Annotated in this window: 15 protein-coding genes; 11 read left to right on the top strand and 4 right to left on the bottom strand. The window is 60.0% G+C overall.

Annotated features, from left to right (window positions below; genetic code table 11):
• The first annotated feature begins 57 nt into the window (after window positions 1-57).
• The 8 genes from ACIGDJ_RS20475 (at window position 58) to ACIGDJ_RS20440 (ending at window position 7,724) form a co-directional block, all read left to right on the top strand.
• Complete coding sequence (locus ACIGDJ_RS20475; RefSeq protein WP_397479489.1) at window positions 58-879, top strand: substrate-binding periplasmic protein; 822 nt, start codon at window positions 58-60, stop codon at window positions 877-879.
• 9 nt (window positions 880-888) lie between these two features.
• Window positions 889-1,251 (top strand): DUF4398 domain-containing protein, encoded by a 363-nt coding sequence (locus ACIGDJ_RS20470; protein ID WP_312999865.1) that lies wholly within the window; start codon window positions 889-891, stop codon window positions 1,249-1,251.
• On the top strand, window positions 1,248-2,060 hold the full coding sequence (locus ACIGDJ_RS20465) for an OmpA family protein (RefSeq protein ID WP_312999866.1): 813 nt from the start codon (window positions 1,248-1,250) through the stop codon (window positions 2,058-2,060). The genes ACIGDJ_RS20470 and ACIGDJ_RS20465 overlap by 4 nt, the downstream gene beginning before the upstream one ends.
• Window positions 2,061-2,261: 201 nt before the next feature.
• Complete coding sequence (locus ACIGDJ_RS20460; protein ID WP_024013893.1) at window positions 2,262-3,701, top strand: PLP-dependent aminotransferase family protein; 1,440 nt, start codon at window positions 2,262-2,264, stop codon at window positions 3,699-3,701.
• Between the two features lie 78 nt (window positions 3,702-3,779).
• Window positions 3,780-4,253 carry a translation initiation factor 2 gene (locus ACIGDJ_RS20455; RefSeq protein ID WP_397479497.1) on the top strand — a complete coding sequence of 158 codons (474 nt, stop codon included), beginning with the start codon at window positions 3,780-3,782 and terminating at the stop codon, window positions 4,251-4,253.
• A gap of 163 nt (window positions 4,254-4,416) precedes the next feature.
• Window positions 4,417-4,671 carry a YkgJ family cysteine cluster protein gene (locus ACIGDJ_RS20450; RefSeq protein WP_101156321.1) on the top strand — a complete coding sequence of 85 codons (255 nt, stop codon included), beginning with the start codon at window positions 4,417-4,419 and terminating at the stop codon, window positions 4,669-4,671.
• A 40-nt stretch (window positions 4,672-4,711) separates the two neighbouring features.
• The gene (locus ACIGDJ_RS20445; RefSeq protein WP_101156324.1) at window positions 4,712-5,317 is read left to right on the top strand and encodes an START domain-containing protein; all 606 of its coding nucleotides are present in this window, start codon (window positions 4,712-4,714) and stop codon (window positions 5,315-5,317) included.
• Window positions 5,318-5,630: 313 nt separating this feature from the next.
• Window positions 5,631-7,724, top strand: coding sequence for an LTA synthase family protein (locus ACIGDJ_RS20440; RefSeq protein ID WP_397479490.1), 2,094 nt, complete (start codon window positions 5,631-5,633; stop codon window positions 7,722-7,724).
• A gap of 72 nt (window positions 7,725-7,796) precedes the next feature.
• Here the strand turns inward: ACIGDJ_RS20440 and ACIGDJ_RS20435 are convergent, their stop codons facing one another.
• Window positions 7,797-7,949, bottom strand: a complete 153-nt coding sequence (locus ACIGDJ_RS20435) for a DUF3309 family protein (RefSeq protein ID WP_003183939.1) — start codon at window positions 7,947-7,949, stop codon at window positions 7,797-7,799.
• A 330-nt stretch (window positions 7,950-8,279) separates the two neighbouring features.
• On the opposite strand from ACIGDJ_RS20435, the gene ACIGDJ_RS20430 reads away from it, so the two are divergent.
• From ACIGDJ_RS20430 to csrA, 3 genes are all read left to right on the top strand, one after another.
• Window positions 8,280-9,095, top strand: coding sequence for an SDR family oxidoreductase (locus tag ACIGDJ_RS20430; RefSeq protein WP_101156344.1), 816 nt, complete (start codon window positions 8,280-8,282; stop codon window positions 9,093-9,095).
• Between the two features lie 63 nt (window positions 9,096-9,158).
• Entirely contained in the window at window positions 9,159-9,491 is a 333-nt protein-coding gene (locus ACIGDJ_RS20425) for a YnfA family protein (protein WP_101156347.1), read from the top strand.
• 133 nt (window positions 9,492-9,624) lie between these two features.
• Window positions 9,625-9,810, top strand: a complete 186-nt coding sequence (gene csrA, locus ACIGDJ_RS20420) for a carbon storage regulator CsrA (protein ID WP_101156350.1) — start codon at window positions 9,625-9,627, stop codon at window positions 9,808-9,810.
• 5 nt (window positions 9,811-9,815) lie between these two features.
• Here the strand turns inward: csrA and ACIGDJ_RS20415 are convergent, their stop codons facing one another.
• The 3 genes from ACIGDJ_RS20415 to ngg all read right to left on the bottom strand — a co-directional run bounded on the left by ACIGDJ_RS20415 (window position 9,816) and on the right by ngg (window position 13,296).
• Window positions 9,816-10,043 carry a YheU family protein gene (locus ACIGDJ_RS20415; protein ID WP_003172962.1) on the bottom strand — a complete coding sequence of 76 codons (228 nt, stop codon included), beginning with the start codon at window positions 10,041-10,043 and terminating at the stop codon, window positions 9,816-9,818.
• 169 nt (window positions 10,044-10,212) lie between these two features.
• Window positions 10,213-11,403, bottom strand: a complete 1,191-nt coding sequence (locus tag ACIGDJ_RS20410) for an osmoprotectant NAGGN system M42 family peptidase (RefSeq protein ID WP_101156428.1) — start codon at window positions 11,401-11,403, stop codon at window positions 10,213-10,215.
• A 147-nt stretch (window positions 11,404-11,550) separates the two neighbouring features.
• Window positions 11,551-13,296 carry an N-acetylglutaminylglutamine synthetase gene (gene ngg, locus ACIGDJ_RS20405; protein WP_397479491.1) on the bottom strand — a complete coding sequence of 582 codons (1,746 nt, stop codon included), beginning with the start codon at window positions 13,294-13,296 and terminating at the stop codon, window positions 11,551-11,553.
• Between the last annotated feature and the right edge of the window lie 2 nt (window positions 13,297-13,298).

Raw genomic sequence — 13,298 nt, 5'->3', positions numbered from 1 at the left:
GCCCGGCCTGTTGGTCGGGCTTTTTTTGTCTCGGATTTGAGTGGGGAGCGTTTTGCCATGGATCTGCGCTGCGGATGGTTGTTGGGATTGGCCCTGTTGCCAGGTGTGGTCATGGCGGCTGGCAAATGCGAGCGCCTGATCGTCACCGGCAGCCCGGATGCGCCGCCATACCTGTGGCAGGACCCGCAAAACCCAAAGCGCCTGATCGGCGCCAGTGCCGATCTGTTGCAGCAAGTGGCCAAGGACCTGGGCATTAAAGTCGACCTGCTGTATGCCGGCAAACGCTCACAGGCGCTCGATGAAGTGCGCAGCGGGCGCATGGACATGCTGGCCGACGCGCCACTGACCGTGAATGAGCTTGAACACCTCGATTACATCCATCCGCCACTGCTGGAGAACGACTATCTGGTATGGACGCGCAAAGGCGCGACGCTGACCTACGGCGAAGCCAGCGACCTCAAAACCCACACCGGCGCGGTGTCGGAAAAGTCTCGGATGACACAGGCATTCGGCACTTTCGCCGAACAGAACTTGACCTTGACGCGGACAGCCAACCTTACCCAGGCGCTACAGAAATTGCTGCTGGGCGAGGTGGAATATGTCCTCGCCGGGCGTTACTCAGGGCTGGCCGCCGCGCAGGCATTGGGCATGACCAGCGATCTGTTGGCGTTCGAGCAACCCATCGACCGCCCGGGTCTGTTCCTCGCGGTTTCCCATAACTCGGCCTGCAACGATCCGTGGTTGCGCGGACAGCTCGCCAAAAAGATGACAGAATTGCCCGCGTCCGGACTGACGGAAGCCGCGCTGCAACGCAACATCGAGCGCTGGAAGGCGCAACAGCAACAGCCGCCACAACCCGTCAGTGCCCCAAAACAGTAGGGATTCTTAGTGAGTATTCGACCTCTTTTCGCGGCCGTGGCCGTTCTGGCCCTGGCCGGGTGCGCGAGCGATCCGGCACCCAGTGAACAAATGCGTTTGACCGAACAAGCCATCATGCAGGCCAGGGCAGTCGGCGCCACCGCTGACGAAGTGCCGGAAATGCAGCTGGCCGAAACCAAGTACAACCGTGCCAAAGGCAATATGGCGGACGAGTCCTATCGCAACGCGCGCATGCGTGCCGAGCAGGCCGAACTGGATGCACGTCTGGCCGAAGCCAAGGTGCTGACGAAAAAAAGCGAAGAGCAACTGAATGTGCTCAATACCCGCATTGTCCGCCTGCGCAAGCAGCTGCAACTGGGGGACGCGCAATGAGCCTCAAGTCCAACGCGCTCGGCATTCTGCTTCTTGCCGGTTGCGCCAGCCTGTACGGCTGCGCCGGCCAGCACAGCGAGGCGGCGCTGCAACAGGCCGGCGCTGATTTCCAGAAGGTCAAGGAAGACTCCAATGTGCTGCGCATCGCGCCGAAAGACGTGATCCGTGCCGGCGAATCCCTCGCCCGTGCCGATCGGCTGTCGACCTATTGGGGCAGCGGTGCCGATGTGGTGCACTACGCCTACCTGAGCCAGCGCTACAGCGAAATTGCCCGCGAGCACACCAACCAGGTACTCAACGAGGAGCAAGCGGCCAAGCTCGAACTTGAGCGCCAACGGCTGCAACTGGCCCTGCGCGAGTCCAAGCTGCTCAGCGTGCAGCAGCAAGGCAAGTGGCTGGAGGAACAGATCGTGGCGCTGGCTACCACGCAGACTGATCGTGGTCTGGTCATGACCCTCGGCGATGTGTTGTTCGACACCGGCCAGGCTGAACTGAAAAACTCGGCTAACCGGGTCGTGCTGAAGATTGTTCAGTTCCTGCAGCTGAACCCCAAGCGCGTTGTGCGCATCGAGGGCTATACGGACAGCACGGGCGGCAAGCAGGAAAACCTCAAGCTGTCCCGCGATCGTGCGCAGTCGGTGGCCGATGTGCTGGTCGACCTGGGTATCGATGAGAAGCGTATTGAGGTCGAAGGTTACGGTGATCAGTTCCCGGTCGACGCCAACGCCTCCGAGCGCGGCAGGGCGCAGAACCGCCGCGTGGAAATTGTTTTCTCCGACGAAAAAGGCCAGCTCGGCGCTGCCCGCTGAGGGCTGCGTCTCTGGAGAGCCCGGCCTGTCATGCAGTGCCGGGCTTTTTTACGACTGTCGATTGCTGCGCAAAACCATACAGATGAGGCAGACACCCCACTGTACTGTCGAGTAATCTGGCAACTGTCCCAGTACACTTCTAAACTGTTCCGGTATTGTTCCACACAAGAATAAAACGCCCGTGAAATCGAGTGCTGCGTCATGACCAATCTCTTGCTCTACCAACGTATTGCTCAGCAACTGGCCGAAGACATCCGCCGTGGTGTCTATCAACCGGGGGAGCGCGTGCCTTCGGTGCGCAAGATGAGTTCGCAGCTCAACGTCAGCCATGCGACGGTGTTACAGGCTTATGCCAATCTCGAAGACCAGGGCCTGATCCGCGCCCGTCCGCAATCGGGTTATTACGTGCACCAGACCCCCGCGCTCACCGCGCCGACCCCGGACATCGCCCGGGTCGAGCGGCCGGGGCTGGTCACGCGCAGCAGCATCATTCAACAGGTACTGGTCGAGTCCCGCCGCGAGGGCGTGTTTCCCCTGGGCGCTGCGGTGCCGAGTGTCGATTATTTGCCGGTGCGCGCGCTGCATCAGCAATTGGCCAAGGTCACCCGGTTTCACAGCCCTCGGGCGTTCAGCTACATGTTCAGCCCCGGTTTCGAACCGCTGCGTCGGCAAGTCGCGATCCGCATGCGTGACGCCGGCGTGGTGGTCGATCCATCGGAAGTGGTCATCACCCACGGCTGTGTCGATGCCTTGCAGATGTCATTGCGCGTGCTGACCCGGCCGGGGGATCTGATCGCGGCCGAATCACCGACCTATTACGGGCTGCTGCAACTGGCCGATCTGCTCGGGCTGAAAGTCATCGAAATTCCCAGCGACCCCGCCACCGGCATGAGCCTGGAGGCCTTGCAACTGGCCGCCAACCAATGGTCGATCAAGGCGCTGGTGCTGACCACGCGCCTGAGCAATCCCCTCGGCGGAACCATGCCGGAAGAGCGACAGAAACAGTTGCTGCGCCTGGCCTCGGATTTCGATATTCAGATCGTCGAAGACGATATCTACGGCGAACTGATGTTCGAACAGGGCCGCACCAAGGCGCTGAAAGCTTACGATCGACTGGATCGGGTGATCTACTGCTCGAGCTTCTCCAAAACCTTGTCGCCAGGTGTGCGCATCGGCTGGATGATCGCTGGCAAGTACCAGCAGGAAATCCAGCGCCTGCAGACTTTCAGTACCCATTCGGCATGCAGCGTCACGCAGATGGCGATCGCCGCCTATCTGGAAAACGGCGGTTATGACCGGCATTTACGCTACATCCGTCAGGAATACCGAAAAAACCTCAGCGCGTTCCAGCTGGCGGTGCAGCAGCATTTCCCCGAAGGCACGCAAATGTCCCGGCCCACGGGCGGTTTCATCCTTTGGGTGAGCTTGCCGGGGCGGGTCAACACCCAGGAATTGCATGTTCGCGCGCTGCAACAAGGCATCAGTATCGCGCCGGGGCTGATCTTCAGTAACACCGAGCAGTTCAACCACTGTATCCGCCTCAATTGCGGCATTCCGTGGAACCGCGAGGCGGAGAGGGCACTGATGACGCTGGGTCTGTTGGCGACCCAATTGTGTCAGGAAACCGCTGGCGGATTCTGAACGAGTGGGCAGGTGAGGCTTGTCATGTGGCGCACAACAGGCGAGCATGTGGCCCTCTGCCGTCAGTTCGTTGGGTCCATGAAAGCGATTGTTCCTGCCGCGTGGGTATTGCTGGGTTTGCTGATGACCGGTCAGGCGCCGGGTGTCATGGCGGCCGCGGCCCAGGAAAAACCGGCAGCGACGAGTACAACGAAGCAAACAGTGAAAACTGCGGCTCCAGCAAAAAAAACTCAGGCCAAAAAAAACGCCACGGTGAAGAAGCGCCGCCCGGTTGCCTCGAAATCGAAATCAGCCAGCGAAGTGGCGAGGACCAAATTGCCGCCTGCAAAACTCGATCTCAGCCTGCCCAAGGACATGGTTGAAGAGTTGAAGCCCAAGGGTACCGTGGAGCTGCCCAAACGCGAGGCAATCCTGCCGCAGATGTTTGGCGAGAAAGACAGCGGTTTCCAGCTCAACGGCCGTTTGCTCAGCAACGAAATGCAGTTGCAACTGCGCAATGAAGCGCGACGCGATGTGGAAGGCGCGGCACTGGATTTTGAATTCAAACAGTAGGCTCCGGCCATCTGCAATGTGCAGACCAGACGCTTCGTCGGAGACTGCCCGGTCATTTTTACTTATCGTTGAAAACCCGCTTGCAGCAATTTGAAACAGTCGTTTTAGCGGTTACTCTGTTCCCGTCTCTTTACACATCGCCCGTTGCGAGGATCTGTACGTCATGAAATGCCGTGAAGGCTGTGGCGCTTGCTGCATTGCCCCCTCCATCAGTTCGCCGATCCCTGGCATGCCCGATGGCAAACCCGCCGGCGAACGTTGCGTGCAGCTGTCAGTCGATAACCTGTGCAGCATTTTCGGCCGCCCGGAGCGTCCGCCTGTTTGCTCGGGGTTCGCTGCGGATGTCGAGGTTTGCGGCAGCAGTTCGCAAGAAGCGATCAGATTGATCGGCTGGTGGGAGCAGATGACGGCGGCGTGATGTGTTCACGAACGGAACTTCAACAATAAGGAATAAAACTATGGGTTCGCTGCACCGTATCGCTGTGTTGTGTGGTTTGACCGCTGTGCTGGCCACGTCCATCGCTCACGCTGAGGGCTGGAAAGTCGCCAAGGAACAGGATGGCATCAAGGTCTCGCTGGCCGAAGTGCCGGGTTCGGACTACAAGTCCTACCAGGGCGTCGCGCTGATGAAGACCACCATCGCCAAATTGCGCGCCTTGCAGGAAGACGTCTCCGGCGCCTGCGCGTGGATCCACGAGTGCAAGAGCCAGAAACTGCTCAAGCACGAAGGCGATCTGAGCTGGACCTATTCGCAATTCAACACGCCATGGCCGGTGACCCCGCGTGATTCGGTGTTGAAGATCACCACCGTTGAAGGCGCCGATGGCAGCCTGACCCGTAACCTTGAAGGCGTGCCGACCTATCTGCCGGAAGAGAAAGGCTTCGTACGGGTTCAGCAGGTCAAAGGCTTCTGGAAGTTCGTGCCTAAAGGCGATCAGGTTGAAGTGACGTACCAAGTGCACACCGAGCCTGGCGGCAGCGTGCCAGCCATGGTTGCCAACAAGTTCGTGGTCGATGCGCCATTCAATACCCTGAAAGCACTCAAAGAGCGCGCCGAGAAATAATCTCCGCGCTGTAAGCAAAACGCCCCGACCGGTTCGGGGCGTTTTGTTTTGTCTCTAAATTGTATTTCCAGATATGCGTTGCACGAAATTTTCACAAAGTCTCCAAGACAATTCGCCCGCACTTGTTGCCTGCCACAGCGCTGCCAGCCTGTTAACGAAAGTCTCGAAGAGCAGGTGAGTAATCAATGGCAATGGTGTGAACGATCGTGCAACATTTGCGCACCGCGCACGCCCCGGGGTCTGGAATGACCAATAGAGGGCCTGGCGCCGCTGTATTTTTGCAACTTCAACTTCCAATGGGTCCTAAAACGACATGGCAAACCCGGACGCCCTGAATCAGCAGCGATCATCTGCTCGCCTGCTGCAACCAACCGTCAAATCGCATCTGGCCTACACGCTGCTGTGCGCACTGGTCATGATGGTCATGTTTTCCGCGCTGCGCCTCGCGCTGCTGGTCTACAACCGCGAGATGATCCTCGATACCCCGGCCGCGACCTTTCTTGAGGCGTTCATTAACGGTCTGCGTTTCGACCTGCGCCTGGTGGTGTACCTGTGCATTCCGCTGGTGCTGGCACTGTTCAGCGCCCGGGCCATGGCTGCGCGCGGCTTCTTCCGCCTGTGGCTGACCGTCGCGTCGAGCATCGCGCTGTTCCTCGGCCTGATGGAAATGGACTTCTACCGCGAGTTTCACCAGCGCCTCAATGGTCTGGTGTTCCAGTACGTGAAGGAAGACCCGAAAACCGTGATGAGCATGCTCTGGTACGGTTTTCCGGTGGTTCGCTACCTGCTGGCGTGGGTCATCGGCACAGTCATTCTGACCCTGGCGTTCAAAGGCGCCGACCGCGCGACCCGCCCGCGTGGGCCGTTCAGCGGCGGCAGCGTCAGCTCCCGCCAGGTTGCGCCGTGGTACACGCGTCTGGCGGTATTCGTGGTCTGCCTGCTGATCTGCGTGGTCGCCGCTCGTGGCACCTTGCGCCAGGGTCCGCCGATGCGTTGGGGCGACGTCTACACCACCGATTCCAACTTCGCCAACCAGCTCGGCCTCAACGGCACGCTGTCGCTGATCGCTGCCGCCAAGGCGCGCATGGGGGAGGACCGCGACAACATCTGGAAAGCCACTTTGCCGCAAGAGCAGGCCCAGCAGATGGTGCGCGACATGCTGCTGATGCCGGACGACAAACTGGTCGATGCCGACATCGCTGCCGTACGCCGTGATTACATGCCGCCTGCCGACAAGACACTGCCTATCAAGAACGTCGTCGTGATCCTGATGGAAAGCATGGCCGGGCACTCGGTCGGTGCGCTGGGTGCGCCGGGCAACATCACCCCGTACCTGGACAAGCTGTCGAAGGAAGGTCTGCTGTTCGACCGCTTCTTCTCCAACGGCACCCACACGCATCAGGGCATGTTCGCGACCATGGCCTGTTTCCCCAATCTGCCAGGTTTTGAATACCTGATGCAGACCCCGGAAGGCAGCCACAAACTGTCCGGCCTGCCGCAGTTGCTCAGCGCCCGCGACTATGACGACGTCTACGTCTATAACGGCGATTTTGCCTGGGACAACCAGTCCGGCTTCTTCAGCAACCAGGGCATGACCAACTTCGTTGGCCGCAACGATTTCGTCAATCCGGTGTTCTCCGATCCGACCTGGGGCGTTTCCGACCAGGACATGTTCGATCGTGGCTTGCAGGAGCTCAAGGCACGAGAAAACGGCAAGCCGTTCTACGCGCTGCTGCAGACCCTGTCCAACCACACGCCGTACGCCTTGCCGACGCCGTTGCCGGTCGAGCGAGTGACTGATCGTGGCAGCCTCAATGAACACCTGACCGCGATGCGCTACTCCGACTGGGCGCTGGGCCAGTTCTTCGAGAAGGCGCGCAAAGAGAAGTACTTCAACGAAACCCTGTTCGTCATCGTTGGCGACCATGGCTTCGGTAACGAGCGCCAGATCACCGAAATGGACCTGGGTCGCTTCAACGTGCCGATGCTGATGATCGCCCCGGGCATTCAGCAGAAGTTCGGTACCCGCGACCACACCGTGGGTACGCAGATCGACATCGTGCCGACCATCATGGGCCGTCTCGGTGGGGAAGTGCGTCATCAGTGCTGGGGCCGCGACCTGCTCAACCTGCCGCAGGGCGATACCGGTTTCGGTGTGATCAAGCCATCGGGCAGCGAGCAGACCACTGCCATCGTCACCGCCGACCAGATTCTGGTACTGCCACGTGACAAGGACATGGGCCCGAAAATCTGGCAATACCAACTGGGTGCCAATCCGCACGCCGAAGTGGTGCCAAACGCGCCGCGTACTGCCGAACTTAAACTCAAGCTCGAGGCGTTTTTGCAAACCGCGACCAAGAGCCTGCTGGATAACACCGCCGGTGTCGTTCACGGCAAACCGGACTGATGACTGGTTAAAGTCCGTGCAATAAAAAAGAGGCCCTTGAAAAAGGGCCTCTTTTTTTACAGCTTCAAATCGTCATATCTTGCCGAGTAACAACAGCACCAGCAGCACGACCAACACCACGCCGATAATGCCCGACGGGCCATAACCCCAACTTCTGGAGTGCGGGAAGACCGGCAGACCACCGATCAGCAACAGGATCAGGATGATGATTAGAATTGTGCCCATGGGTGATTTCCTTGTTCAGAGTCTGGAAGAGTCTTGATGCTCAGTGGGCAGCTGGAGAGCAACTAAATTCCAGCCGGCTTACATGTTCCGACTTGTGCCGATGAAAAAAAATTCAATGTTTTTTTAATGTATTTGGATTGCTCTGTTATTTCCTTTAAAGCAACAGATCGCAGCCTCGTTGCACTCGTCAGCTCCTACAGGATCGGGTTGCGAAGTTTCCGGGGGCAGCAATCTTTTGATCCTCCATTCAGCAACTGGATGGAGCGTGGGTGGCGGTGGAACCTTCGCTACACTCGGCGCATCTTTCCCGGAACAACAAGGCTGTCCGCTATGCAAAATCGCATGATGATCACTGGTGCAGGCTCCGGCCTGGGTCGCGAAATCGCGCTGCGCTGGGCTCGTGAAGGCTGGCGGCTGGCCTTGTCCGATGTCAGTGAGCCTGGCCTGCAGGAAACCCTGAAACTGGTGCGCGAGGCGGGCGGTGACGGTTTCATCCAGCGCTGCGACGTGCGCGATTACAGCCAGCTCACCGCCTTCGCCCAAGCCTGCGAAGAGAAGCTCGGCGGCATCGACATCATCGTCAACAATGCCGGCGTCGCCTCGGGCGGGTTCTTCAGCGAACTCTCCCTGGAAGACTGGGACTGGCAGATCGCGATCAACCTGATGGGCGTGGTCAAAGGTTGCAAGGCGTTCCTGCCGCTGCTGGAACAGAGCAAAGGCAAGATCATCAACATCGCTTCCATGGCCGCGCTGATGCAAGGCCCGGCGATGAGCAACTACAACGTGGCCAAGGCCGGCGTGGTGGCGTTGTCGGAAAGTCTGCTGATTGAACTGGCGCAGCAGGAAGTGGCGGTGCATGTGGTTTGCCCATCGTTCTTCCAGACCAACTTGCTCGATTCTTTTCGTGGCCCGACGCCGGCAATGAAAGCCCAGGTCGGCAAGTTGCTGGAAAGTTCGCCGATCAGTGCAGCCGACATCGCTGACTACATCTATCAGCAGGTCGCTGCTGGCGAGTTCATGATTCTGCCGCACGAACAAGGGCGTATGGCCTGGGCGCTCAAACAGAAGAATCCGCAATTGCTCTATAACGAGATGACTTCAATGGCCGAGAAAATGCGCGCCAAGGCCAAACAAAACAACGCTTGATCTTGTTCGCTGCCTGCCGCGTCGTTAGGGTGGCCGCCATGGTCACCCTGTCGAGACGCGTTCATGCTCAATTACCTGTGGTTCTTTCTGGCGGCGCTGTTTGAAATCGCCGGCTGTTTTGCTTTCTACCTGTGGCTGCGCCAGGGCAAGAGTGCGTTGTGGGTGATTCCCGCGTTGCTCAGCCTGACCGTGTTCGCGCTGCTGCTGACCCGTGTCGAAGCGGCCTACGCCGGGCGCGCCTACGCGGCGTACGGCGGAATCTACATCGTTGCTTCGATTGGCTGGCTGGCGCTGATTGAACGGGTGCGCCCACTGGGCTCGGACTGGATCGGCATGGCGCTGTGCGTGGTCGGTGCCAGTGTGATTCTGTTCGGGCCGCGCTTTTCCACCGGTTGATGTCTTTGTGCGAAGCGTCTGACAGCTAGAGGCGTGGGTGACTGTAGGGCAAGACTGATTTGCCCGTCACGCATTGTTAAGCCGCTGTAAGCCGCGCATCTTCAGGGTTTGCCAGTCCTGAAGGATGAATCCCATGCTCGTACTCAGCCGTGTGGTCGGTGAGTTGATTTCAATCGGTGACGACATCACGTTGCGTGTTCTGTCGGTCAATGGTTCCAGCGTTCGCTTCGGCGTCGAGGCGCCGAAGCAAGTCCATGTGCACCGCGCCGAGGTCTACGACCGGATCAAGCGCAAGGAGGCCGCTGCGAAGGCTGGCTGAAGTTTTCAGTCGAACAGGTGCTTGGGTACGTCGTGCTTGAGCATCAACTGGCACTGTTCGCTTTCCGGATCGAACACGATCAAGGCCTGGCCTTTGGTCAATGCCTGGCGCACGCGCAGCACGCGGGTTTCCAGTGGGGTGTCATCGCCGTTATCGGTACCGTCGCGGGTGACGAAGTCCTCGATCAGGCGGGTGAGGGTGTCGACTTCAAGCGCGTCGTGGGGAATGAGCATGGGCACCTCGGTCAAATCAATGTCGGGATGCTACGGGGATTGGGTTTCGTCTGCCAGTTATGTATCGATAGTGCCGGCCCATTCGCGAGCAGGCTCGCTCCCACAGGAATCGCATTTCAAAGGTGGGAGCGAGCCTGCTCGCGAAGGCGGTTATCTGTTCACCGAAGGCTCAACTGTCGGAACGCTGCCCCACCAGACTGTCCACCGGCGGTACGCGGGTTTCGCTTTCCATCTGCGTGTCATGCTCGATCTGATGGCTGAAGCGATCCAGTGAAGCATTGGCTGGCGCTGCGTCGCTGGCGAATACCGGCGGGCTCAGGATGTATGCGCCGAGCAAGCGGCTGAGCGCTGCCAGGCTGTCGATGTGCGTGCGTTCGTAGCCATGCGTGGCATCGCAGCCAAAAGCGAGCAGGGCAGTGCGGATGTCGTGGCCGGCGGTGACCGCCGAGTGCGCATCGCTGAAGTAGTAGCGGAACATGTCGCGGCGGACCGGCAATTCGTGTTCGCCGGCCAGACGCAACAGATGCCGCGACAGGTGATAGTCATAAGGCCCGCCGGAATCCTGCATCGCCACGCTCACTGCATGTTCGCTGGAGTGCTGGCCCGGTGCGACCGGTGCGATGTCGATGCCGACAAACTCGCTGACGTCCCACGGCAATGCCGCCGCCGCGCCGCTGCCGGTTTCCTCGGTGATGGTGAACAGCGGATGACAATCGATGTTCAGTTCCTGGCCACTGTCGACAATCGCCTTCAGTGCGGCGAGCAGCGCTGCGACGCCTGCCTTGTCATCAAGGTGGCGTGCGCTGATATGGCCGCTTTCGGTGAACTCCGGCAGTGGATCGAACGCCACCACGTCACCTACGCTGATGCCCAGCGACTCACAATCGGCCTTGGTTGTGCAGTAAGCATCCAGACGCAACTCGATGTGATCCCAACTGATCGGCATTTCATCGACCTGCGTGTTGAACGCATGCCCGGAGGCCATCAGCGGCAATACGCTGCCGCGAATAACGCCGGTGTCGGTAAACAGGCTGACCCGGCTGCCCTCGGCAAAGCGGCTCGACCAGCAGCCGACCGGGGCGAGGGTCAGGCGCCCGTTGTCTTTCACCGCACGCACGGCGGCACCGATGGTGTCCAAATGGGCAGACACGGCGCGGTCAGGGCTGCTCTTTTTGCCCTTCAACGTCGCGCGAATGGTGCCGCGCCGGGTCATTTCGAACGGAATGCCCAGCTCTTCGAGACGCTCGGCGACGTAGCGCACGATGGTATCGGTGAAACCGGTAGGGCTGGGAATGGCGAGCATTTCCAGCAGGACTTTTTGCAGGTAAGCCAGATCCGGTTCAGGGATTTGTGTGGTCATGGTCATGGAAACTCCTGAAGGGTTGAGCACTGATCGTTCCCACGTTCTGCGTGGGAATGCAGCCCGGGACGCTTTGCGTCCCTCAAATGGACGTGGAGCGTGCGATGAGGCGTTCCCACGCAGAGCGTGGGAACGATCAGGAAGGGTTCAGACAGCCGGCTGACTATGCGGAAACAGCAGATCGACAAAGCGCTCCGCCGTCGGCTGCGGTTCATGGTTGGCGAGGCCGGCGCGCTCATTGGCTTCGATGAACACGTACTCGGGCTGATCCGCTGCCGGCACCATCAGATCGAGCCCGACCATCGGAATATCCAGCGCCCGCGCGGCGCGCACGGCCGCGTCGACCAGCGTTGGATGAAGAATGTCGGTCACGTCTTCCAGCGTCCCGCCGGTGTGCAGGTTGGCCGTGCGCCGCACGAACAGATGCTCGCCGGCCGGCAGGATGCTGCTGTAGTCGTAACCGGCCGCATGCAGCGTGCGTTGGGTTTCGTGGTCCAGCGGAATCTTGCTTTCGCCACTGGTGGCGGCTTGCCGGCGGCGGCTTTGCGCTTCGATCAGCGCACCGATCGAATGCTGACCATCGCCAATCACTTCCGCCGGACGGCGAATCGCCGCCGCCACCACTTCAAAGCCGATCACCACGATGCGCAGATCAAGGCCTTCGTGGAAACTTTCCAGCAGCACGCGACTGTCGAACTGCTTGGCGTATTCGATGGCCTTCTGCACCTCTTCGATGGTGCGCAGATCCACCGCGACGCCGTGGCCCTGTTCGCCATCGAGAGGCTTGACCACCACCCGTTGGTGCTCATCGAGGAAGGCCAGATTATCGTCGGCATTGCCCGCCAGTTGCTGCGCCGGCAGTTTCAGGCCTGCGGCCTTGAGCACCTTGTGGGTCAGGCTTTTGTCCTGGCACAGGGTCATGCTGATCGCACTGGTCAGATCGCTCAGCGACTCGCGGCAACGCACGCGACGGCCGCCATGGCTGAGGGTGAACAGCCCGGCGTCGGCGTCATCGACTTGCACGTCGATACCGCGTCGATGCGCTTCTTCGACGATGATCCGCGCGTAAGGATTGAAATTCGCCTCCGGGCCCGGGCCGAGAAACAGCGGCTGGTTGATGCCGTTCTTGCGCTTGATGGCGAAGGTCGGCAGGTTGCGGAAACCCAGTTTGGCGTAAAGGTTTTTCGCCTGACGATTGTCGTGCAGCACCGACAGATCCAGATAAGCCAGGCCGCGACTCATGAAGTGCTCGACCAGATGTCGCACCAGCACTTCGCCGACGCCGGGGCGCGAGCAATGCGGGTCGACCGCCAGGCACCAGAGGCTGCTGCCATGTTCCGGATCGTTGAAGGCTTTTTCATGATTGAGGCCCATGACACTGCCGATCACCGCGCCGCTGTCTTCGTCTTCCGCCAGCCAGTACACCGGGCCGCCCTGATGATGTGGCGTGAGCAGCTCCGGATCGATCGGCAACATGCCGCGCGCCTGGTACAAACGGTTGATGCCCTGCCAGTCGGTTTCGCTCTGCGCACGACGAATGCGGAAGCCGCGAAACACCCGCGTTGCCTGCCGGTAATCGCTGAACCACAAACGCAGGGTGTCGGATGGATCGAGAAACAGCTGCGTCGGCTCGAGGCCGAGAATCTGCTGCGGTGCGGCAACATACAGGGCGATATCGCGCTCGCCGGGTTGCTCGTTGAGCAGCTCCTGCGCCAGTGACGCCGGGTCGGGAAAGGTGTGACCGATCAGCAGCCGGCCCCAACCGCAATGCACGGCAATCGGGGCGCTGGCAGGCTCGCTGCCGTCTTCGGCCAGGCGCGCCTGCAAACGTTCATACGAGGGGGCCTGACCACGCAACAGGCGTTGGTTGATGGACGTGGCATGGGGTTTCATCA

Origin of the sequence: Pseudomonas sp. NPDC079367 (assembly GCF_044542195.1) — a bacterium.
Classification (GTDB): Bacteria; Pseudomonadota; Gammaproteobacteria; order Pseudomonadales; family Pseudomonadaceae; genus Aquipseudomonas.
This window is presented reverse-complemented; position numbering and strand designations above follow the sequence as displayed.